The organism is Pseudomonas sp. WS 5146 (assembly GCF_012985495.1).
Classification (GTDB): Bacteria; Pseudomonadota; Gammaproteobacteria; order Pseudomonadales; family Pseudomonadaceae; genus Aquipseudomonas; species Aquipseudomonas edaphica.
The window spans coordinates 1-22,468 of the sequence record NZ_JAAQWL010000015.1 but is presented as its reverse complement, the minus strand read 5'-3'; the positions used below and the strand labels follow the sequence as shown (position 1 = coordinate 22,468).

Annotated in this window: 20 protein-coding genes; 8 read left to right on the top strand and 12 right to left on the bottom strand. The window is 60.1% G+C overall.

All coding sequences use genetic code 11. The annotated features are described in order from the left end of the window. Window position 1: 1 nt before the first annotated feature. Window positions 2-865 (bottom strand): LysR family transcriptional regulator, encoded by an 864-nt coding sequence (locus HBO41_RS27395; protein WP_169988493.1) that lies wholly within the window; start codon window positions 863-865, stop codon window positions 2-4. A gap of 112 nt (window positions 866-977) precedes the next feature. On the opposite strand from HBO41_RS27395, the gene HBO41_RS27390 reads away from it, so the two are divergent. Further along, complete coding sequence (locus tag HBO41_RS27390) at window positions 978-1,586, top strand: LysE family translocator (RefSeq protein ID WP_099548301.1); 609 nt, start codon at window positions 978-980, stop codon at window positions 1,584-1,586. Window positions 1,587-1,594: 8 nt separating this feature from the next. On the opposite strand, the gene HBO41_RS27385 is transcribed toward HBO41_RS27390, so the two are convergent. Together HBO41_RS27385 and HBO41_RS27380 are read right to left on the bottom strand one after the other, a co-directional pair. Beyond that, a complete protein-coding gene (locus HBO41_RS27385; protein WP_017134687.1) occupies window positions 1,595-2,083 on the bottom strand; it encodes a DUF1289 domain-containing protein in 489 nt (162 codons plus the stop codon). Between the two features lie 130 nt (window positions 2,084-2,213). Beyond that, window positions 2,214-3,464, bottom strand: a complete 1,251-nt coding sequence (locus HBO41_RS27380; RefSeq protein WP_169988491.1) for a ribonucleotide-diphosphate reductase subunit beta — start codon at window positions 3,462-3,464, stop codon at window positions 2,214-2,216. 248 nt (window positions 3,465-3,712) lie between these two features. Here HBO41_RS27380 and HBO41_RS27375 point away from each other — a divergent pair, with 248 nt between their 5' ends. The 5 genes from HBO41_RS27375 to HBO41_RS27355 all read left to right on the top strand — a co-directional run bounded on the left by HBO41_RS27375 (window position 3,713) and on the right by HBO41_RS27355 (window position 8,829). Continuing rightward, entirely contained in the window at window positions 3,713-4,180 is a 468-nt protein-coding gene (locus HBO41_RS27375; RefSeq protein ID WP_017138438.1) for a GNAT family N-acetyltransferase, read from the top strand. 116 nt (window positions 4,181-4,296) lie between these two features. Continuing rightward, complete coding sequence (gene fae / locus HBO41_RS27370) at window positions 4,297-4,809, top strand: formaldehyde-activating enzyme (RefSeq protein ID WP_017138437.1); 513 nt, start codon at window positions 4,297-4,299, stop codon at window positions 4,807-4,809. 10 nt (window positions 4,810-4,819) lie between these two features. Next, window positions 4,820-5,854, top strand: a complete 1,035-nt coding sequence (locus tag HBO41_RS27365) for an aldo/keto reductase (protein ID WP_017138436.1) — start codon at window positions 4,820-4,822, stop codon at window positions 5,852-5,854. Beyond that, the gene (locus tag HBO41_RS27360) at window positions 5,851-7,284 is read left to right on the top strand and encodes an NAD-dependent succinate-semialdehyde dehydrogenase (RefSeq protein WP_169988489.1); all 1,434 of its coding nucleotides are present in this window, start codon (window positions 5,851-5,853) and stop codon (window positions 7,282-7,284) included. Before HBO41_RS27365 ends, HBO41_RS27360 begins: the two co-directional genes overlap by 4 nt. A 168-nt stretch (window positions 7,285-7,452) precedes the next feature. Beyond that, entirely contained in the window at window positions 7,453-8,829 is a 1,377-nt protein-coding gene (locus tag HBO41_RS27355) for an MFS transporter (RefSeq protein ID WP_099550113.1), read from the top strand. Here the strand turns inward: HBO41_RS27355 and HBO41_RS27350 are convergent. The 8 genes from HBO41_RS27350 to HBO41_RS27315 all read right to left on the bottom strand — a co-directional run bounded on the left by HBO41_RS27350 (window position 8,776) and on the right by HBO41_RS27315 (window position 18,608). Beyond that, window positions 8,776-9,651: a LysR substrate-binding domain-containing protein gene (locus HBO41_RS27350; RefSeq protein ID WP_169988487.1), complete on the bottom strand. Its 876-nt coding sequence runs from the start codon at window positions 9,649-9,651 to the stop codon at window positions 8,776-8,778. The genes HBO41_RS27355 and HBO41_RS27350 overlap by 54 nt on opposite strands. A 126-nt stretch (window positions 9,652-9,777) precedes the next feature. After that, a complete protein-coding gene (locus HBO41_RS27345) occupies window positions 9,778-10,947 on the bottom strand; it encodes a hypothetical protein (RefSeq protein WP_169988485.1) in 1,170 nt (389 codons plus the stop codon). Between the two features lie 82 nt (window positions 10,948-11,029). Continuing rightward, the gene (locus tag HBO41_RS27340; RefSeq protein WP_017135440.1) at window positions 11,030-12,667 is read right to left on the bottom strand and encodes an ABC transporter ATP-binding protein; all 1,638 of its coding nucleotides are present in this window, start codon (window positions 12,665-12,667) and stop codon (window positions 11,030-11,032) included. 2 nt (window positions 12,668-12,669) lie between these two features. Further along, on the bottom strand, window positions 12,670-13,506 hold the full coding sequence (locus HBO41_RS27335; protein ID WP_099550110.1) for an ABC transporter permease: 837 nt from the start codon (window positions 13,504-13,506) through the stop codon (window positions 12,670-12,672). Further along, on the bottom strand, window positions 13,503-14,456 hold the full coding sequence (locus HBO41_RS27330) for an ABC transporter permease (RefSeq protein ID WP_169988483.1): 954 nt from the start codon (window positions 14,454-14,456) through the stop codon (window positions 13,503-13,505). Before HBO41_RS27330 ends, HBO41_RS27335 begins: the two co-directional genes overlap by 4 nt. A gap of 63 nt (window positions 14,457-14,519) precedes the next feature. Beyond that, window positions 14,520-16,154: an ABC transporter substrate-binding protein gene (locus HBO41_RS27325; RefSeq protein ID WP_017135443.1), complete on the bottom strand. Its 1,635-nt coding sequence runs from the start codon at window positions 16,152-16,154 to the stop codon at window positions 14,520-14,522. A gap of 294 nt (window positions 16,155-16,448) precedes the next feature. Then, window positions 16,449-17,675: a Xaa-Pro peptidase family protein gene (locus HBO41_RS27320; RefSeq protein WP_017135444.1), complete on the bottom strand. Its 1,227-nt coding sequence runs from the start codon at window positions 17,673-17,675 to the stop codon at window positions 16,449-16,451. Between the two features lie 51 nt (window positions 17,676-17,726). Beyond that, the gene (locus HBO41_RS27315; protein WP_169988481.1) at window positions 17,727-18,608 is read right to left on the bottom strand and encodes a hypothetical protein; all 882 of its coding nucleotides are present in this window, start codon (window positions 18,606-18,608) and stop codon (window positions 17,727-17,729) included. Window positions 18,609-18,713: 105 nt separating this feature from the next. Between HBO41_RS27315 and HBO41_RS27310 the strand changes: the two genes are divergently transcribed. Further along, entirely contained in the window at window positions 18,714-19,628 is a 915-nt protein-coding gene (locus HBO41_RS27310; protein ID WP_138453137.1) for a LysR family transcriptional regulator, read from the top strand. On the opposite strand, the gene HBO41_RS27305 is transcribed toward HBO41_RS27310, so the two are convergent. After that, window positions 19,566-20,798: an MFS transporter gene (locus tag HBO41_RS27305; RefSeq protein WP_169988479.1), complete on the bottom strand. Its 1,233-nt coding sequence runs from the start codon at window positions 20,796-20,798 to the stop codon at window positions 19,566-19,568. The two genes, HBO41_RS27310 and HBO41_RS27305, sit on opposite strands and share 63 nt — an antisense overlap. Window positions 20,799-21,083: 285 nt before the next feature. On the opposite strand from HBO41_RS27305, the gene HBO41_RS27300 reads away from it, so the two are divergent. Continuing rightward, window positions 21,084-22,013 carry a LysR substrate-binding domain-containing protein gene (locus tag HBO41_RS27300; RefSeq protein ID WP_026013561.1) on the top strand — a complete coding sequence of 310 codons (930 nt, stop codon included), beginning with the start codon at window positions 21,084-21,086 and terminating at the stop codon, window positions 22,011-22,013. The last annotated feature ends 455 nt before the right edge of the window (window positions 22,014-22,468 follow it).

Genomic DNA, 22,468 nt, shown 5'->3' with positions numbered 1-22,468 from the left:
GTTAAGCCTGCTGCCTCAGTGAGCTGATGATGAATGCATGCAGGCTATCAACCGCTTCAGACCCGCGCGAGGCCCGGCTTCGCAGGATTGAAACCTCCATGGGTTCAATCCTGCCCAAGCCGTGCTCGCTGCCCAGAACCTGAAGCGATGCCTGCACGGTACATTGGGTGATTGCGGCAATCGCCAGCCCACCTTCAACGGCGGCTAGTTGGCCGGCAAGGCTGGAGCTGTTGTAAACCACCTTGAATTCACGTCCCTTTTGGCTCAGTGAGTTCACCGCATAACGTCTGGCCAGGCTTGCACTTTCGTAGACGGCGATAGGTAGCGGATCGCGCCTCCACAGTTCGAACTGGGGCGAACCGACCCATACCATGGGTTCCTTAAACAGAAAAGTGCCGCTTTGAGGGGCGTCACGCGACACGAGTGCAAGATCAAGGTCGCCGCTGCGCACACGCGGGATGAGTGCGGCCGACTGTTCGCAAGTCAGTTCTATTTCCACACCCGAATAGCGCGGCAAAAAACGCTTGAGCACCGGCGTGAGATACATCGCCGCGTAGTCTTCCGCAACGCCAAGGCGGATGCGTCCGGTCAATTCTTCACCGTGAAAGGCCGCTTGGGTCTCGGCGTGCAGTGCGAGCAGGCGCCGGGCGTAGCCCAGCAGTAACTGACCGTCCGCCGTCAGTTGAAGGTGACGCGGGCCACGGCTCAACAACTGCCGCCCCAGCGCTGTCTCCAGTTTTTTCATTTGCATGCTGACGGCGGACTGCGAGCGGTTGACCTCATGGGCCGCGCCAGAGAGCGAGCCGGCATCCACCACGGCCACAAAGCATTTGAGCCAATCGATCTGCAAATTGCTGGCAGGCATCCAGGTGACCTCTATTCGTTAATCGAATGGCTGTGACGTAAATTATGCGCTTTTCAAGAGGTTTGTTCACCCGCAAAATCCTCGCCTCAACCCCTGCCTGCTGGATTTGACCATGCCATTCGACACCTGGTTGCTCTACCTGGTTACCTGCTGCGGCATCGCTATAGTGCCAGGGCCCAATGCGTTATTAGTGCTGACCCATGGCGCCATTCACGGGCGTCGCAAAACACTCTTCACGATTTCGGGCGGCGTGCTCGGTTTTGCCGTGGTGTTGTCGTTTTGCGCTTTAGGCTTGGGGGCACTGATCCAGGCGTCTGCCACCTGGTTCACGGCACTGAAGGTGGTTGGCGGGCTGTACCTGATCTGGCTGGGGTTTGGGTTGTGGCGCTCGGCGCCTGTGAGTCTTGAGGCAGCCGTTACGACCAGCCTGCGAAGCTGGTCGCTGTTTCGCCAAGGGCTGGTATCGGCGATTTCAAACCCCAAGGCGCTGCTGCTGTTCACCGCCTTCATTCCACCTTTTCTGGACCCACACCGAAGCCTCATCGCGCAGACGGCCGCCATTGCGCTGACCTACGCCGTGGTGGAGTTTGTTGTTGAATATCTGGTGGCCAGCGCAGCACATCGGGTCAGGCCCTGGTTAGCCCGAACCGGACGCCGATTCAATAAAGTCTGCGGTGGTTTTTTTGTGCTGTTCGGGTTAGCGCTGCCTGTCCATAGCTGACGGCAAGTCTAGAAGGTGGCGATCAGTGATGGCCCAAAGGCTTCTTTCAAAAAGCCCGGCGCGATATAGCGCTCGTAATGCGCCTCGGACAGCAGGAAAAACTCGCGGTCAATCGCATCACGCAAATCCGCCAGGTGACGCTCGCGAAACTCCGGCAGCAGCGCCAGCCCATACGCGTCCAGTTTGGAAATCACCCGCGCGCCCCGGGCAATCAGCTGGTACGCCCAGCAGTACGGCGACTGGTGTGGCATAAAGCGAATCTTGCGGGTTTCAAGTTGTTGGCGCAAAAGCTGCGGGTCAAACACCTCAAGCTTGCTGGCCATCACCTGCACCAGCAACTGTTCCAGGCGCAGCCACACCGCCTGTTTTTCGTCGGCGTTGTAGCCATTCCATTGAATGACTTCATGGTGATAACGCTTGCAGCCCCGGCAGACCAGGTCGCCGTAAACGGTGGAGCACAGGCCGACGCAGGGCGTTTTGATGGTTTGGTTGGGCATAAAGTTTGTACGCAAGTCTAAAAAATACCGCTAACCCATGTGGGAGCGGGCTTGCCCGCGATAGCTGAGTGTCAGCCAATATATGCTTAACTGACCCGCCGCCATCGCGGGCAAGCCCGCTCCTACATTTTTAATCCCAGCTCAGCGCGCCGCCGGTCTGGTACTCGATCACGCGGGTTTCGAAGAAGTTTTTCTCTTTCTTCAAGTCCATGATCTCGCTCATCCACGGGAACGGGTTAGTCGTCCCTGGGTATTCTTCTTTCAAACCGATCTGCGACAAACGACGGTTCGCGATGAACTTGAGGTAATCCTCCATCATCGCCGCATTCATGCCCAACACCCCACGCGGCATGGTATCCCGCGCATATTCAATCTCCAGCTGCGTCCCCTGCAAAATCATCTGGGTCGCTTCTTCCTTCATCTCGGCATCCCACAAATGCGGGTTTTCGATTTTGATCTGGTTGATCACATCGATACCGAAGTTCAGGTGCATCGACTCATCGCGCAGGATGTACTGGAACTGCTCGGCCACGCCGGTCATTTTGTTGCGACGGCCCATGGACAGGATTTGGGTGAAGCCGCAGTAGAAGAAGATGCCTTCCAGGACGCAGTAGTAGGCGACCAGGTTGCGCAGCAGCTCTTTATCAGTCTCGACGGTGCCGGTTTCGAACTTCGGATCGGAGATCGAACGGGTGTATTTGAGGCCCCAGGCTGCTTTTTTAGCGACCGATGGAATCTCGTGGTACATGTTGAAGATCTCGCCTTCGTCCATGGCCAGGGATTCGATGCAGTACTGGTAGGCGTGGGTGTGGATCGCTTCTTCGAAGGCCTGGCGCAGGATGTACTGGCGGCACTCCGGGTTGGTGATCAGGCGGTACACGGCCAGTACCAGGTTGTTGGCAACCAGGGAGTCGGCGGTGGAGAAGAAGCCGAGGTTACGCATGACGATGCGGCGTTCGTCGTCGGTGAGGCCTTCGGGGTTTTTCCACAGGGCGATGTCGGCGGTCATGTTGACCTCTTGCGGCATCCAGTGGTTGGCGCAGCCGTCGAGGTACTTCTGCCAGGCCCAGTCGTACTTGAAGGGTACAAGTTGGTTGAGGTCGGCGCGGCAGTTGATCATGCGCTTTTCGTCAACGGCGACGCGGGCGGCGGAGCCTTCCAGCTCGGCGAGGCCTTCGGCGACGTCGAGTTTGTCCAGGGCGGCCTTGGCGCGCACGATGGCGGCGGAGTCATTGGCGGTGACGGCGCGGGCTTCGATGGCGGCGGCAGCGCCGGCACCGTCGAGGCGGTCCATGTTGGCTTCGGTGGCGTGGCCGGCGTTGGCGCCTTTGATCACCGCTGCACCGGTGTCTTCGTTGTCGACTTCATCCCAACTCAACATTGAAATTCTCCTTCCTGGTACTCGAAAAATAGGTTTTTGCAGGCTTCAAGGCATTGAAATACTGCGCAGAGTGTGGTCGGTAAATACCGATACTGCACACTATGTAGTGGTGATTTGTGTTTGTGGGCACACTATATGGTGTGTAACAAAACAGGTCAACGCACAAGATGTGCGGTCTTGGGTCGCGGCACATCGCCGGTTGAGCTATAAAACCTGGGTTCATTGGCTGCCGGTGGAATTTCAAGGGAATGAAAAACGTACTGATCCGATCCGCCCTGCTGGACGACGCGCAAAGCATCTTCGAGGTGCATAAGCATTCCGTCGAAAACCTCTGCACGGGCGACTACGGCCCCGAGCAGATCGCCATGTGGCTCAACGGCCGCTCACCCGCGACCTACCGCGAGGCCATTGCTGCCGGCAACCTGTGGCTGGCACACACCGACAGGCTGCAGGGTTTTATCGAAATCGACGGCCATGAAATCAGCAAACTGTTTGTGCGCGGCGATGCCGCCGGGCAGGGCATTGGTGCGCGCCTGCTCAATGAGGCCTTGCAGCGCATCAAGAACGCCGGCCATGCCAAGGCCTGCCTGGAAGCGACCCTCAACGCCGAAAACTTCTATGCCGCCTTCGGGTTTCGCAAGGTCGGCGAGGGCACCTTCAGTCGGGGCAACAGCCCGGTGTCCATCGAGATTATCAAGATGGAGCTCGCGCTGTAGCGGGGGCATGATAAAAACTCACAGCCCCATGACTTTTAATGGTTACGGGCGCTTTTGCCGTCAGTGCTAAAAATTCGCCAACCAGCTCCCCATAACAACAATGAGCGTTTGCGAAAATGAAAGCACTTGATCTGTACATCGGCGAAGGCTTCGAAGGCCCAGGCGTCAATGCTGCCCACATCAATATTCTGATCGGCCCCCGCAACGGCCCTGCCGGCCAAGCGTTCGCCAACAGCCTGGCGTCCCCAAGCCAGGGCCATTGCCCATTTATGGTGATCGCCCAGCCGAATATCCCGGTCAAACCCATGACCCTCTACGTCAACAAAGCCGCGATCGGCAGCGACCTGCACGGCAACGCCACCTGGGGCGCGTCCCAGGCCGGCATCGCCAAGGCGGTGCTCGAAGCCTTGCTGGACGGCACCTTGCCGCCCGAAGCCGAAGACGAGTGGGCGATTGTCACCGCCAACTGGGTAAACCCAGGCTGCGACGACCTCGATGCGGTCTACCTGAACAACTACAACGCCTGCCGCACCGCCATCCGCGCGGCCCTCAATGGCACGCCGTACACCGCGCAACTGGCTGATGTGGTCAACCACATCAGCAACCCTTTCTACACGCCAAAGGCCTGAGGAGACTGCCATGCAATACATTCGTTTGGGCAACTCCGGCTTGCAAGTCTCGCGTCTGTGCCTGGGCACCATGAACATGGGCACCCCGGACTGGAAACCGTGGATTTTCGATGAAAAGCAAAGCGAGCCGATCGTCGCCCACGCCCTGGACAACGGGGTCAACTTCATCGATCTGGCCGACTTTTATTCCGCAGGCGTCGGCGAAGAAGTGGTGGGGCGCATCCTCAAGCGCGTGGCACGGCGTGAAGACATTGTGGTCACCACCAAGGTCGGCTACGGCACCCGCAGTGGCATCAATGCCAGCGGCCACTCGCGCAAGCACATCATGGACAGCATTGACGCATCCCTCAGCCGTCTGGGCATGGATTACGTCGACGTGTTCATGCTGCATTACTTCGATGTGAACACCCCGGTCGAAGAAACCATGGCGGCGATGAACGACATCGTGCGTTCCGGCAAGGCTCGCTACATCGGCGTGTCGACCATGCTCACCGGTCAACTGGCGAAAATCCTCATGGCCTGCGAACGCAATGGTTGGGTCAAGCCGATCAATATGCAGCTGCAACTGAACTGCGCCTACCGCGAAGAAGAGCGCGAGATGATCCCGTTCTGCCGCGACCAGGGCCTGGGCGTCTCGGTGTTCAGCCCGCTGGCCCGTGGCCTGTTGACCGGCGAAGTGCAGTCGACGCGCAACCAGACCGACTTTTTCACCCAGCAGATGTACAGCGACCAGGCCTCGTTCGACATCGCCCATTCGGTTCAGCGTGTGGCGCGTGCCCGTGGTGTGTCCAATGCACAGATCGCCCAGGCCTGGGTCGCCAACCACCCGGGCGTCGACGTGATGCTGGTGGGCGCCGACACCACCGCGCAGTTCGACAGCGCGCTGGCGGCCTTGGACACCCAGCTCGACGCCGAAGAACTGCACGAGCTGGAACGCAATTACACGCCGTGCGACGTGATCAATGATTACACCGCCGGCAAGCGCATCCTGCGCGCGGCCCGCCCGGGCCTGGACCGTTTCAACCTGATCGAGGCCGTGGCATGAACCCGCTGATCCGTACTGGCAACTACATCGATGGCCAATGGTCCAGCGGTGGGCCGAGTTATCCGGTGGTCAACCCGGCCAATGGCGCGCTGATCGTTGAGGTGCAACGCGCTGGCGCTGAAGAAACCCACCTGGCCATCGACGCCGCCAACCGCGCACTGCCGGCCTGGCGCAAGCTCACCGCCAAGGAGCGTAGCCAGCGCCTCAAGCGCTGGAGCGAGTTGATGCTCAGCAATCAGAAAGACCTGGCCCGGCTGCTGAGTCTGGAGCAGGGTAAACCCTTGGCCGAAGCCATGGGCGAAGTGGTCTACGCCGCCAGCTTTCTGGAGTGGTTTGGTGAAGAGGCCAAGCGTGCCTATGGCGACGTGATACCGACCCACAAGGCCGACGCGCGCATTATTGTGACCAAGGAAGCCATCGGCGTGGTCGCGGCAATCACGCCGTGGAACTTCCCGCTGGCCATGGTCACCCGCAAGGTCGGCCCGGCGTTGGCGGCCGGTTGCACGATGATTCTCAAACCATCGGAAGAAACGCCGCTGTCGGCGTTTGCCCTGGCGGTACTGGCCGAGCAGGCGGGCATTCCGGCCGGGGTGTTCAATATTGTCTCCGGCGATGCGGTGGCCATCGGCGGCGCGCTGCAAGCTTCCAGCGTAGTGCGCAAGCTGTCGTTCACCGGCTCCACGCGCATCGGCAAACTGCTGATGCGCCAGGCCGCCGACACGCTGAAAAAAGTCTCGCTGGAACTGGGCGGCAACGCGCCGTTTATCGTGTTCGACGACGCCGACCTGGACGCCGCCGTCAAAGGCGCCATGGCGTCCAAGTTCCGCAACACCGGGCAGACCTGCGTGTGCGTCAACCGTTTCTTTATCCAGGACAGCGTTTACGACGCCTTCACGCGCAAACTGGCCGAAGCCGTCAGCGCCATGCGTGTGGGCAGTGCGCTGGACGGCGACACCGAGCAAGGCCCGCTGATCAATGCGGCGGCCTTGGCCAAGGTTGAAGCGCATGTGGGCGATGCGCTGGAGAAGGGCGCCAAACTGCTCTGCGGCGGCCGTCGCCATGCATTGGGCGGCACCTTTTTCGAACCGACCATTCTCACCGAAGCCCATGGCGAGATGCTGATCGCCCAGGAAGAGACCTTTGGCCCGGTAGCCGCGTGCTTTCGCTTCAAGGATGAGACCGAGGTGCTGCAACGTGCCAATGACACGCCGTTCGGCTTGTCCGCCTACTTCTACAGTCGCGATATCGGCCGGGTGTGGCGCATGGCCGAAGGCCTGGAGGCGGGCATGGTCGGCATCAACGAAGGGATCATCTCCACCGAGGTTGCGCCGTTTGGTGGGATCAAGGAATCAGGCCTGGGCCGTGAAGGTTCCAAGTATGGGCTGGATGATTACCTGGAGATCAAATACCTGTTGATGGGAGGGCTGTAAGACCACGCAGTCCTAATGTGGGAGCTGGCTTGCCTGCGATAGCGGTGGGTCAGTTCCCGATCATTTAGCTGATCCACCGCTATCGCAGGCAAGCCAGCTCCCACATAGAGCAATTATTCGGCATAAGCCCGCTGTTACTCCGTCAAGAACAACAAAATGGAGAACACCATGACCGCTCAACCCGTCAAAATCGACGACCTGCCCATCGGCCGTTTTCACCTGAAAATCGCCGGCCTCACCTTCGGCGCGCATTTCACCGACGGCTATATCCTTGGCCTGATCGGTATCGCTTTCACCCTGCTCAGCCCACAGATGCACTTGGATGCCTTCTGGCAAGGCCTCATCGGCGCTTCGGCGCTGATCGGGCTGTTTGTGGGCAGCCTGTTTTTCGGCTGGATTTCCGACAGCCTCGGCCGGCAGAAAATCTTCCTGGTCAGCTTTGTACTGATTACCGTCGCGTCAGTGATGCAGTTCTACGCTGAAACGGCCATGGGCCTGTTGCTGTGCCGCATCCTCATCGGCATTGGCCTGGGCGGTGATTTCAGCGTGGGTCACGCCATGCTCGCCGAGTTCGCGCCGAAGAAGCATCGCGGCGTGTTGCTCGGCTCCTTCAGCGTGGTCTGGACCGTTGGTTATGTGGCGGCAACCTTTGTCGGTACCGCGATGCTCAGCCTCGGCGACGACGCCTGGCGCTGGATGCTGGCGTCGTCGGCGATTCCGGCCGGGTTGATCCTGATCGCCCGAATCGGCACACCGGAATCACCGCGTTGGCTGGTCAACCGTGGTCGCATCGCCGAGGCCCGTGCCATCGTCAAAAAGCACTTGGGCGAGCATGTGGTGTTGGATGAAGAACCGCCGACGCAGACCCGTTCCGGTTATGGCGTGTTGTTCAGTCGTGAGTACCGTAAGCGCACCGCGTTCAATTGCCTGTTTTTTGTCTGCATCGTGATGCCGTATTTCGCGATCTATACGTTTCTGCCATCGATCTTGCAGAAGATGGGGTTGTCCCAGGGGTTCGGTACTGAGTTGCTGCTTAACCTGTTGCTGATTGTCGGTGCATTGATAGGTATTTGGTGCACGGTGAAGTTTTCGCGGCGGGGCTTCCTTATCAACTCATTCATCATCCTCGCGGCGGCGTTGTTTTTACTCGCTGTGTTGCCAGGGAGTATGGCGTGGTTGATGGTGCTGACCTTTGGTGTGTTCACGCTGGTGTTGTCGGCGGTGAGCAACTTGGTTGGCGTGTTCCCGGCCGAAAGCTTTCCTACCGAAGTGCGTGCCAGCGGGATTGGCCTGGCGACAGCGGTAAGCCGGTTGGGGTCGGCGATCAGCACGTTTTTGCTGCCGGTGAGTGTGGCGGGCATTGGCTTGAGCCCGACCATGGGGATTCTCGCGGCTATCCTGATGTTGGGTGCGATCATCTCTTGGGCCTGGGCGCCAGAGACCAAGGCGTTGACCTTGAGCCAGGCGTGCAAAGCCCAAGCGCCGTCGGTGTCAGGGATTGCTGACCTGGCCCAGCCACTGCGTAAACAAGCGAACCTTGGATAAGCCCTGCTTGTCTGCCGCCACATCCAGCCAATAACCATAGGGGCCGATCACTTCCACGGGAGTGATCGGCACTAAACTGCCATTGGCCAATTCACGTTCGATCATCTGCCGGTCGATCACCGCCAGGCCACCGCCGGCCAGGGCGGTATGGATCACCTGGTCCAGAGTGCTGAATTCCAGGCCCTGGCCCGCATCGATGTCGTCTCGGCCCATGGCCGCCAGCCAGTTCTCCCAAACCTTCAAACGCTTACCGTCGTGCAGGATATGCAGCAGTGGGAAACGCCGCAGATCCGGCGGCTGGTCACCTTCGAACAACTCCGGGCTGGCTACGGCGATATGCCGCTCCATCACCAACAGCTCACTGCTGCAATGCGGGTCCGCCTGCAGGCCGAAACGAATCCGGCAGTCAATCTCCGCGAGGCTGTCGTGGGTGTTTTGGTGGGTGACACTGAGGTTGATATCCGGGTAGCGCTCGCAAAAGCGCCGCAAGTGCGCCGACAACCAGCGCGTGGCCCAGGTAGGCGGTGCGACCACGCGCAGGCGCTGGCGCAGGTTGGGCACGCGTACGGCTTGCAGGGCGCGCTCGATATGGTCGAAGGCGTCGCTCAGGTGCGGCGAGAGGGCAAAGCCGGCTTCGGTCAGGGACAGGCCCTGGGGCGTGCGAATGAACAGGGCAACGCCGAGGTAGTCTTCCAGTTGCTTGATCTGGCGGCTGACCGCGCCCTGGGTAACGTTGAGGCCCACGGCGGCCTGGCTGAAGCTGCGATGGCGGGCGACTTCTTCGAAGACGCGTAGCATGTTGAGGGCAGGCAGGTGGCGCATGGGTGGAGTCCATACTTGTTATTTTTATGGTGTCTTTGCTGGCCTCATCACAGGCAAGCCCACTCCCAAGCTGGCAACGCATTTCAATGTGGGAGCTGGCTTGCCTGCGATAGCGTCAGTGGCCTATTAGAAGTAGTAACCGATGTTCATGTACAGCTGATTTTCCAACTGATTACTGCCGCCTGCGCCCAAACTCTGGGTGTAGCTGCTGCCGCCAATGTACGGGTCGTTCTTGCCGATCAGCCACTCCGTCGCTACCCATAATTTACTGACCGAAAACGATGTACCCAGGATCAGCCGCTGTGAGGTTTTGAAGTCATTGTCAGACTTGTCAAAGGCACTGTAGTTGGCATACAGCTTCACACCGCTGATCTGATCGAACAGGTACTTGCCGCCCACGTCGTAACTCAAATCCGCCACATACAAGTTGCCGCGACTGGCGACGTTGAAGGTGCCGTCATACCCGCCCAGCGTCACCACGCCGTCGGTGCCTTCGTTGCGCGGCGACATTTGCTGGCGTGCCGCCTGCAGTTGCACACCCCACGGGCCGTTCTTGCCCAGGTAGTGAATGGCCACGGCGTTGCGGCGGCCGTCGTTGCCGGTGTCTTTGTTCTCCAGGGTCGAGGTCAAGCCGGAGAGGCCGACTTCGGATTTCCAGTTACCCAGGTCCATAGCCTTGGCCACGCGTACCACCACGGTGTTGCGTTCCTGGTTGTTGCTGCCGTCGGCCACGTAGCTGTCGGCTTCGGAGACCACGCTGGAATAGGTCACGCCTTTGCTGGTGCCTTTACCTTGCCACGCCGGCCGCAGGTAGTAACCGGCCTGAATATTCCAGTCACCGCTTTGCTGGATGTATTTGGCGCCGACCTGTTGCACGTCTTCCAGACCAATCACATTGCCCAGGGTTTCGTAGAAGGTGCTGCCGAAATAGGGCTGCAAGCCGAACGGCACGGTGTTCAGACCCACTTGCACTTGCTGGTCGGGATTGAACTTGTAGCCCACCCACGCGAATTTGGCGAACTGGATATCACCGTAGTTCTTGGTGTACTGGTACGGGTACGAACGCCCGTAGAAGCGGTACTGCGCTTCACCGATCCAGGTGTCGGAGTTGTACTTGGCGCTGAGGAACGCGGTGTCGAGGCCGAACTTCTGGATGCCACGATCCGGGTCATAGTCCCAGCGCGCGCGTACGGCGCCCCCGAGGTCGAGGTTGTCGGTGACCTGGATGGCCATGGCAGGCGACGCGAGGGTGCCGAGCACGGGGACCAGGGCAATAAAACGTAGGGTTGGTCGCATGGTTTTACTCTCGTTATTAGTTATTTTTGGCAACAGCAGCCCGTTGCCGCAGCGGACGCTGCGACGCAGGGAAAGGGAAAACTCAGTGAGCCGCGGGGCGGATCAACCTCAATGGCGGCCCGGCAGCCGGTAATTGCGTGGCGCCCGGTGCGGCGGCAAGCAGCGCCTGGGTGTAGCTGTTCTGGGGCCGCAACAGCACCTGTTCGGCGCTGCCGTATTCGACCACTTCGCCCTGGCGCATTACGGCGATGTGGTCGCTGATCTGCGCCGCCACGCGCAGGTCGTGGGTGATAAACAGGATGCTCAGGTTGAGTTGCTTTTGCAGATCGGCCAGCAGCTCCAGCACCTGCTTTTGCACCGACACATCCAGCGCCGAGACGCTTTCATCGGCGATCAACACTTCCGGGCGCATGGCCAGGGCGCGGGCGATGCCGATGCGCTGGCGCTGGCCACCGGAAAACTGCCGGGGTTTGCGCTTGAGCGCATCGCGCTTGAGGCCCACTTGTTCAAGCAAATCACCGGCCTCGGCCCAGGCGTCCTTGGCCGATAAACCACGCAGTTGCGCAGCACGGGCAATGATGTCGCCGACTCGATGGCGCGGGTTGAGCGACCCATACGGGTCCTGGAAGATCATTTGGATGCGCCGCCGATTGGCCGCCAATGCTGAGCCGCGCAAGGCCAGGAAGTCCGTATCACCGACCCATACATGCCCGCTGTCGCTGTCCACCAGGCGGATTGCAGCCTTGACCAGCGTGCTTTTCCCCGAGCCGGACTCGCCGACAATCGCCAGTGTTTTGCCGCGTGGCAGGTTCAGCGATACGTTACGCAAGGCCGCGACCGAACTGCCGCCGACGGTGTAGGTCTTGGTCAGGTTCTGGATGCGCAGCGCCAGCTCGCCGTCGGCACTGGGTGTGTGCAGTTCAGGATGCAGCGCCGGCACCGCCGCGATCAACTTGCGGGTGTAGGCGTGGGCCGGGGCGTTGAGCACCTGGTCGCGCTCGCCGATTTCCACCAGGCGGCCGCCTTCCATCACCGCAATACGGTCGGCAATCTGCGCTACCACCCCGAAGTCGTGGGTGATAAACAAAATGCCATGCTGGCCGCGCCCGCGCAGGTCGCGCACCAGCTTTAACACCTGGGCCTGGGTGGTGACGTCGAGGGCGGTGGTCGGTTCGTCGGCGATCAGTAAGTCGGGGTTCATCGCCAAGGCGATGGCGATCACCACCCGCTGGCATTGGCCGCCGGAGAGTTGATGGGGAAAGCTGTTGGCGATGCGCGGCGGGTCGGGCAACTGGGTGGATTCCAGCAGTGCGAGCATGCGTTCGCGGCGTTCGCGCTGGGGCATTTGCGGCGCATGGATATCGAAGATTTCTTCGACTTGCTTGCCGATCCGGATCGCCGGGTTCAACGCTGCCATGGGCTCCTGGAAAATCATTGCGATGCGGTTGCCGCGCAGCTGGCGCAGGCGGGTTTCGTCGAGGGTGCAAATATCATCGCCAAGAAAGTCGATCACCCCACCGGCGTGGCGCAAGCCTTTGGCGTAGTCGCCCATAATCGCCGCCGACAGCACCGATTTGCCGGAGCCGGATTCGCCGATCACACAGAGGATTTCGCCCTTGCGTACCTCCAGGCTGATGCCGTGCACCGCATGGCTGCGGTCTGCGCCGACAGGCAGTTCAATCGAGAGGTTTTGCACGCGCAATACGGGTTGTGGGTTCATGCTCAATTCCTTGCGCCTTGCTGGGCGTTTTCATCCAGGCCGTCCGCCAGCAGGCTCAAGCCCAGCATCAGGGTGGAGATGGCAATGCACGGGAAGATCACCAGGTGCGGGAAGGCGATGGCCATGGCGCGGCCGTCGTTGATCATGCCGCCCCAGTCGGGTGTGGGCGGCGGCAGGCCGAGGCCGAGAAAACCCAGGGCGCCAATCATGATCGCGGTGTAACCGATGCGCAGGCAAAAATCCACGATCAACGGGCCACCGCAGTTGGGCAAAATCTCCACCAGCATGATGCGCAGCGAGCCTTCGCCCTGGGTGATTGCACTGAGCACGTAGTCGCGCGAGCGAATATCGATGGTCAGCGCACGCATGATGCGAAAGATCGCTGGCGCACTGGTAAACGTCACCGCAATCAGGATGTTCAGCGCCGAGGCGCCGAGGGCAATGATGATCACGATGTACAACACCAGCACCGGGAACGACAGCACGGTGTCGGCCACATACGACAGCAGCGCATCGACCCAGCCGTTGAAGTAACCGGCACACAGGCCCATGGCGATGCCGACGGCGAACGCCGTGAGCGTGGCCAGGATCGACCAGAACAGCACCGTGCGGGTGCCCCAGATCAGCCGCGAGAGGATGTCGCGACCGATCATGTCAGTGCCCAGCAGGAAGCTCTGGCCGTTGTCGCCGGTGGTCATTGGCGTGAGCAATGGGGTGAAGCTTTCCAGTGGGTCATGGGGCGCGAGCCAAGGCGCGAACACTGCGATGAGCACCCATCCGCCGACCAGCAACAGGCCGAGCAAGGCCAAGGGATGCTTAAACGCTTGCAGACGATTCATTGGGCTGCTCCCCCAAGGCTGCGCAGGGTGATGCGCGGGTTGAGCCAGGTGTAGGCCAGATCCGAGAAGATCTTGGTAACCCCCACCACCACGGCGCTGACCATCGCGCAGGCTTCGATCAGGTACACGTCATGGTTCAGCGATGCGGTGTAGAGCAGCGAACCGAAGCCCTTGTAGGCGAAGAACACCTCGACCACGATCACGTTGGACAGCAGCCACGGGATGTAGAGCATGATCACCGTGATCGGCGCGATCAGTACGTTACGCAGGGCATGGCGTACCACGATGCGCGCGGTGGAGGCGCCTTTGAGCCGCGCGGTGCGGATGTGGGGCGACTGCATCACTTCGACCATCGACGCCCGGGTGATCCGCGCCAGGTAGCCGATGCCGAACAGGCACAGCACCATCAACGGCAACACCAGTTGCACGGCGCTGAAACCATCGCTCATGCTGCTTACGCCTGGCAGCCAGTTGAGCCAGAACACAAAGATCGCCGAGACGAACACTGCACTGGCAAAGTCGGGGATCGAGGTGGTGACGATCGACAGGAACGACACCAGCCGGTCCAGCAACGAACCCTGGCGAATGCCGGCGAGAATGCCTAAGGTCAACGCCACGGGCACCATCACCAGCAGGGCCAGGCCGGCCAGGGTGAGGGTTTGCGCCAGGTTGGGCAGCAGCAGTTTGATCACCGATTCGCGAAAATACACTGAGGTGCCCCAGTCGCCGCTGACAAAGTCCTTGAGCCACAACAGATAACGCCACACAAAGGGTTGGTTGTAGCCATGTTCCACCAGCCACGCCGCACGCTGGTCTGCGGCGGAGTAGGGGCCGAGGACGTTGATGGCGACGTCCTCGATGTTCAGTTCCAGGGCCAGGAACACGATCAAGGACACTGACAGCAAGGTCGCCAGCAGCGCCAGTAGTTTGCGCAATAGAAAATGAGCCATGGGTGCATGCTCCGACGAAGGTTGGAATGCCTGCCCATGTGGGCAGGAAACGCGCGCCTTGACTCAGGCGCTCAGCCACACGTTACCCATGGGGTAAAAGTCGGAAGGATGCACCTCAAAGCCCTGCACTTTTTTGCTCACGGCGGTGAACTTGTCGCCCCAGAACGGCTGCACGATCACGCAGGCGTCCTGCAAAATCTGCTCGACGCTTTGCATCGCCACCGCGCGTTGCTTGGGGTCGATGATGCCCATGGCCTTGTCCAGCGCGGCGTCGAACGCCGGGTCGCTGTAGTGGCTTTCGTTCCAGGCGCCGCCGCCACGATAGGCCAGCTCCAGGGACATCACGCCCAGTGGGCGATGGGCCCAGTAGGTGAGACTGAACGCGGCTTTGTCCCAGATTGGCCAGTATTGAGCGGCAGGTATCACCTTGAGGTTGAGGCGAATCCCGGCTTCCAGGCAGTTCTGTTGCAGGATCTGCGCGCAGTCCTGCTCATAACGGCCCTGGGTGTTGCCGACGATCAAGTCGATGTCCAGACCGTTGGGGAAACCGGCGTCGGCCAGCAGCTTTTTTGCCGCCGCCACGTCACGCTCGCGTTTGGGCAACGGGAAATATTCGGGGTGAGAGGGGGCCACATGGTGGTCTTCGCCCAAGGTGCCCATGCCGCGATAGGCGATCTTGAGCATCTGCGCGTTATCAGCGCACAGCACCACGGCTTTGCGGATGCGCAGGTCGGTGAAGGGCTTCTGGTCGCAGGCCATGCGCATCACCACGGTTTGCGCGGATTTGCAGGTCAGCAACTGCGCGCCCGGCAGGCGCTTGGCCAGGTCCAGCTCGGCCACCGTCACCCGGTACAGCACGTCGACTTGCCCGGCTTGCAGTGCGGCAAGGTGGGTAGACACGTCGGTGCCCATGTCGATGTAACGCAGCTCGTCGAGGTTGGCGGGTTTGCCCCAATAATCGGCGCGCTTGGCGAAGGTCGCCTGCTTGTTCACTGCGAACGCCACCAGCTTGAACGGCCCGGTGGCCAGCGGGTTCTTGGACCAGTCGTCGCCGGCCTTGAAGCTGCGGTGCACGATGGCACACGTGAAGGCGTTGAGCATTTCCGGAATCGCCAGGATCGGCCGTTTCAGTTGCAGGCGGAACTGGTAGTCGCTGACTTTTTCGAAGGCTTTGATGTCCTGGAACGCGGTGCGGTTGACCGACTTGGAGTCGGCAGCGATCCAGCGTTCGATGTTGTGCTGCACGTCGTCGACGTTGAAGCTGTCACCGTTGCTCCATTTCACGTCCTGGCGCAGGTTGAAGGTCCAGGTGGTGAGGTCGTCGGACGGGCTCCAGCTTTCTGCCAGGTACGGGTGGGTGATGTTGTCGGCGTCGACCCAGGTCAGGTACTCCAGCGAATTGCGCAACAGGTTCGAGGCTTCGATCCAGGTGATCAGCATCGGGTCCTGGATTTCCTGGATCGCGCAGGCAAAGCGCAGGCTGCCGCCCTGGCGGGCCGGTGTGGCGTCGGCGGCCTGGGCGTCGCTGCCCAGTAAAGCAGAGCCCAGAAAGGTGCTGGCGCTGGCGACGGTGACGCCCAATAGCGCGGCGGTGCGCAGGAACTGGCGGCGGTTGATTTCAGCGCTTTTAACTTGCACACACAGGTCGTTGATGGCTGGATGCGGCGGGGCGCCGTCCAGGGTAGTCAAGTCTTTCATAAGCCTCTCCGGTACTTGCGAATATGCGTTTTTGTTGAACCGCAAGGGTCAGTGGCAAGCGCAGCAACGGCGCAGCACGAACCGCTGTGAAACCGGCAGAAGAACAAGGCGCAACGAAGTCAGAAGGCGGGCAATGGGATAGGACATAGGGGCAGCTCTCATGTTGTTTTTATTAGAGATGCCCGCAGTTTTGTCATTTGCGCAAAGATGGACAAACGACAAATTCTGCGCAGTAACCTTCTATAAATGCATGTTACCGATCCTTCCCAAGGCCACCTCTCGAGCTAGACGTGTTCAGCGTGGCAACAGGCGCGGGTCGAACGGGTAATCAGAGAGCAACTCGATACCGTGTTCGTGGATATAGATCTGTTCTTCGAGCTTCACGCCTTCGCCGCCGTCATCGTGGCCGATGTAGCTTTCCACGCAGATGGTCATGCCGGCTTCGAACACGCCGTCATAGCCCAGCGCGTCGATGTCTTCGCGGTGTACCACGTAAGGGTATTCACCGGTCATGCCAACCCCGTGCGCCAGGGCGAAGTAGCGGTTGTTTTTGTAATGTTCGGGAATCTTCCAGGCCATCTCGGCGTACTCCTTGAAGCTGCGCCCGGCCTTGAGCATTTCTACGTTGGTCTGCACTTGCTCGTAGGCCAGTTTGTACAGTTCCTGTTGCTTGGCGGTGGCGGCCTGGTCGCCACAGAGGAAGGTGCGCGAAAAGTCGGCGTAGTAGCCGAAGCGCCCGACCACGTCGGTGTCCAGCGCGACCAGATCACCGGCTTCGATGGGCCGCGTGCTGCACTCTTGGAACCACGGGTTAGTGCGTGGGCCGGAGGACAGCAGGCGAGTCTCGACGTAATCACCATCGGTGGCGATCACATGCTGGTGCAGATGCGACCACAGTTCGTTCTCGCTGATGCCCGGCACCAGTTTACTTTCCATCAGGCGCACTCCCGTTTCAGTGGCGCGCAGGCTGGCGCGGATCATTTTCAGTTCGTTGGGCACCTTGATGCAGCGCGCACGCTCCAGCGGTTCCTGGGCGTCAAACACTTGGTAACCCAGCCGTTGCAGTTCGAACGCGGCGGCCGAGGTGGCGCTTTCGATGGCAATGCGTTTACCGCCGCCGCACTGGCGCACCAGTTCATCTATCTCGGCGGCCCAGTCGGCCGTCACATTGTTCAAGAAGCTGTCGCAGAAGTAGTAGGAAATGGCTTTGGCCGGGCGCACTTCATCCACGGTATTCAGGCTTTCGGCCAGGTGCAGACAGCCGCCGAACTCGAAGATCACCACTGGGCCTTCTGCCGGTATAAAGGCATAACGCGCCGGGTTGCGTGCCGAGTACACCTGCATGTTGCGTGAGCCGGTGGCGTAGCGCATATGGGTGGGGTCGAACAGCACACAAGCGGCGTAGTCACGTTTTTTCAGTTCGTTGCGTACCCGTTGCAGGCGGTCCAGCTGGATTTGCTGGATTTCGTCATAAGTGGGCTCGCAGTCGGCGGGGTTGCGGTTGGGGCCTGACAGACTCATGGGTGTTCCTCGCAGGGCAAAGACGGTTTTTTGGTTTTTTATGGGCGTGAATCAGTCGAGCAACTGGTCGCTGCGCACCAGGTTGCGTTCGGCTTGCAGGTGGGCTTCGGACAGGCGTCCGTAAAGCTGTTTGGTGCGTTGGGCGCGGCCAATGATTCCGGGTTTCTCGGAGTAGGCGAAGATCGCGGTGTTGCGCTCGGTTGAGCCTTCCACGCGGGTGACGCGGTGCACTGAGAAACGGCCCCTGAAGATCTGCAAATCACCGGGGTTGAGCGCCAGATTCTGCACCCGAGAGCGGTCTTCGCCGCGCACCACTTTGCCGACGGCGCCGAGGTTCTCCTGGCTGCGCGAGCGGATCATCGGCGCGTACTCGAACAGGCCACCGGCCTCGGGCTTCTGGGTCATCATGCTGACGATGAATTCGTTGGTGTCGAAGTGCCAAGGCTGCTCGGTGCCCTCGGGCATCACGTTGATCACCAGGCCGGCGAAAGGGTCGGCGTATTCGAAAATCTCCGGTTCGTCGAGGCAGGCGCCGATAAAGCGCTTCATCATTGGCGACACGTACAGGCGATGGATGATCGCGTCGGGGGCGATCATGTCGCGGGTCACGAATCCACTGGTGCGCTCCATGAACGTGCGGCGCGGGTCATCCTGGGGCAGGCTGGGGTCGTCTTCGGTGAAGTAGGGGTTGACCTTGCGCACCGAATAGAACGTTTTGCCCGACAGCGCCTGGCCTTCCAGGCGCGCCTGTTCCAGCACTTCGGGGCGCAGGAAGTTCTTCAGCAGGCAGCAACCGTCTTCGGCCAGTTCGGCACGCGCATGTTCAATTAATGCGCGCAGTTGAACATGGCCCGAATCATGTATGGGATACAGCGCTGTATTAATGATATCGCTGATATCACCGGTTTCGGCATCGGCAAGTTTAAGACTCATACACGGCTCCTGAAGTAGGCTGTTGTGTTGAGTCGATAGTTGCGTAAACCGGTTTGAAGTGGAAATTACAAGTTGTGATCGAATCCATCGGCAGGGGCGATAGTTATGTCAGGCGAACTGGATGGGGGCTTACTTAAAGTGTTTGTGGCAATTATCGAATGCCAGGGGTTTTCGGCGGCTGCTGAGCGTTTGCATAAAACCCAGTCCACCGTCAGCCAGAGCTTGCAGCGCCTGGAAGAGATCGTGGGAACGCCGCTTATTCACCGCACCAGCCGCTCCATCGGCCTCACGCCGAGCGGCGAAACCTTTCTGATCTATGCGCGGCAGATCCTCAAGCTGCACCTTGAGGCGGTCAGCGCGGCTCAATTACCCAATGAGCAGGTGTGTATCCATCTGGGTATGCCCGAGGACTACGCTCAATACTGCCTGGGCGGGATGCTCAAGGACTTTCAGGCGCAGTTTGCCCAGGTGCGCCCGGATATTTGCTGTGAGATGTCTACCGCGCTGGTCAGCCGCTTGCATCGCGGCGAGCTGGACTTGGTGCTGGGTGTTGAGCATGCGGGCCTGCAGCCGGGGGAATACCTGTGTGATGAGCCGTTGGTGTGGGTGGCGGCGCCGAGTTGGAGTGGCGTAGGGCGCCAGTCGGTGCCGCTGGCGGTGTACGCCGAAGGGTGTGCGTTCCGTGCCAATGCCGTGCAAGCGCTGGCCCAGGCCGGGCGTTCGTGGCAGGTGGTTTATACGAGTCAGAGCCCGCGCGGCATTGCGATTGCCATCGAGCAAGGCTTGTCGGTGGGCGTGATGGCACGGCGGCTGGTGCCGGAGGGCTGGCAGATTCTGGATGAGCAGCAAGGCTTCCCAGCCATTGCACCGGCGCGCCTGATGTTTTGGCGCTCGGTGGGTTGCCAGGTTCCGGAGGTGGAGGCGCTGGTGGAAATTTTGCAGCGCCAGTTGGGACGTTCAGGGTATTTGCACGGCCAACGCGTCCACGGCCTGCCGATGGGCCATGCGCTTGAGCAGTAGCAAACTTGCCAGTACCCAGCCGGCAATCCAGGCATGTACCACGGTAAATTCGCCACTGACCTGCAACAGCCAACCGCACAGCCCATTGGCCGAAGCACTGGCCAGCCCGTAGCTGACCATGCTCAGGCTCACCACTTGCAGGCTTTGCACCGGATCGAGGCGTGCACTGAGGTAGGCGGCCATCAAACCCCATGAAGGGAAATAGAACAGCGCGAACAATCCGGCAGCGCACCAACTCAGTAATAGGCTGGGATGCCCCAGCAGGCCGAGCATGGCGAGGCCGAATGCGCTAATGCTCAGCGCCAGCACCCGCAGTGCGCCCCAGCGATCCGCCAGCGAGCCCAATAGCAGCCCGCCGATGGCGCCGCCAATGCCGATCAACGTCCACATCGAGCCCGTAACCGCCGCACCGGCGTGCAGGCGGTCACTGACAAAGGCCGATAAAAAGTTGAGGAACGGTCCACTGATTGCGCCGATAAATCCGCTGAGTAACACAATGTGCAAGGCCACTGGCTGGTCCACGCACAGTTGCAGCCATTGTTTGAGCACTTGGGTGAATGCGGGCGGCTGGACAGAGCGGGGCGCTTGTTCGACGTGCGCAGCCAAGGTCCACAAGGTCAGCAGCGTGACCAGCAGCGTCAGGCCTGCACAGATCAACCAAAACTGGCGCAATGACAGACCTTGCAACAGTGCGATCAATAGCCCATTCACGCAAATGGCAAAAGCGGCCCCCGACGACGCCAACCCCAGCACGCGGCTGCGATGAGTCGCCGGGATCACTTCTCGGGCCAATGCGGCAATCGCGTTCCAGTTCGACACCGCGCAGGCCGACACCAGCGCCAGGCATAGCGCAAACGGCACTACCCAAGGCGTGGCGACGGCCAGTGCCAGCAACACCGGGCTTAACACGATGGTCAGGCGCACCATATTGCGTGGGCTCACCCAGGCCGCGGCGATGCCGCTGGCAATCGAGGCACCCATGTAGAACAGCTGCAGCACGGCTGCAATCAAGGCGGCCTGGCTGTAGTTCAGTTCAAATACCCCACGGATCTGCGGCAATAAGGCGGAGTACAGAAAAATACTGAAACCGTGGGTGGTCGCGTTACAGGCGGTAAATACCAATGCCAGTAAACCGATACTTCGCCGCGTTGAAATAGGGGTGCTAGACATGGCGCGGCCTCGATTTAGTTGGCGACGAGCCAATGGAATTAGTTGGAGGGAAGACTAACTTTTGTAGTGCGCGGGCAGCCAATGCTTAATTGTCTTAGTGTGCATGCGTTATACGCGTGCTATTTATTCGTCAGCGACGTGTTTAGTCAAAAAACGACACGACTGATTTCGGTCGAGTATTTTCCTCTGTGGGGGGAGTGCTACCGCTGGCCCAATACAAAAAGGTATGTTGTACGGGTATTTCTCTGCTCAATCTTCCTTGTTAATCGTTGTCGAGTGCTCTCCATGAAACGCAAAATGCCCGGTCTCAATGCCCTCAAAGCCTTCGAAGTCGCCGGCAGCACCGGCAGCTTTACCCGGGCTGCCGAGCTGTTGAACGTGACCCAGAGCGCGGTCAGTCGCCAGGTACGCCAGTTGGAAGAACAATTGGGGGAGAGCCTGCTGGAACGGCGCCACCATCACCTCGAGCTCACCAGCGCCGGGCGCGTGTTGTTGCGGGCGTTGCACCAGTCGTTCGACAAGATCGAGCTGACAGTGCGCAGCATCCAGCAGAAAACCCATTCCAACCGGTTGCACATCAACGCGCCGCCGACGTTTACCAGCCGCTGGTTGATGCCGCGTTTGGGGCGTTTGCGCGAGGCGCATCCGGAGTTGGAGCTGAGCATCACCACGTGCCTGCAAGACAGCCTGGCGCAGACCAGCACGCTCGATTGCGCCATTCGGTTCGGCAATGGCGAGTGGGATGGCCTGGACAGTTCGTTGCTGATTCAGGAGCGGCACATCGCGGTGTGCGCGCCGTCGCTGTATGCCCGGGAATGCAGCGATGGCGTGGATCTGAATCGCATGACCTTGTTGCATGTGTTGGCCAGTGAAGATCAGCGTTACTTGACGTGGAAGCATTGGCTGGACGCGGCGCGGATTCATGGGGTGGATACCCAGGGCGGCTATGAATTCGACTTGCTGGACCTGGCGATTCGGGCGGCAACGGATGGGTTGGGGATTACCATTGCCGACTGGCACATGGTCGCAGCGGAACTGGCCAGTGGGCAGTTGACGCAGGTGCTGAATGTGCATGTGGAAGGGCATCAGTCCTATTGGCTGGTGACCCGGCCGGAGCAGACGGATATGCCGCAGTTGCAGGTCTTCGGGCGGTGGTTGCAGGAGGAGATCTGGTTGGCGCAGCGGCAGTTGGAGCCCTCTACTGCGGCGGGTTGATTGTGTACATACCCGATTAGCCATTGATTCAAGCCTGCGTTCGACCTGAGTGGTTAGATCTAAAGCGAAAGCGAATGGCATACACCAAAGAGCTGATTTCTGTGGGAGCTGGCTTGTCGAATCGTCGCACCGCTGCGATGCAGACGCCTCGGTATGTCAGGCCATCGCAGCATGGGCATCTACACAACATTAACGTTGAGGTGGCCTTGGTGGGGCTGGGCGGTCGGGGGGGCATATCCGTTGCTGCGGTAACGGCGGCCTATGGTTCCGCTCTTACAGCGGGTCACTTTTGCAAGGACGTGTACGGACCGGACACATGGTTGACGGGTGTGCGGGGACATGGTGGACACATTATTGACCATAATCAGGCTTACTAATGTCGATTGTTCGCAAAAAGTGATGGCAGAAATAGACGTCGAACAGACCATCGCTTTCTGCGTTCGGGCGGATTGCTA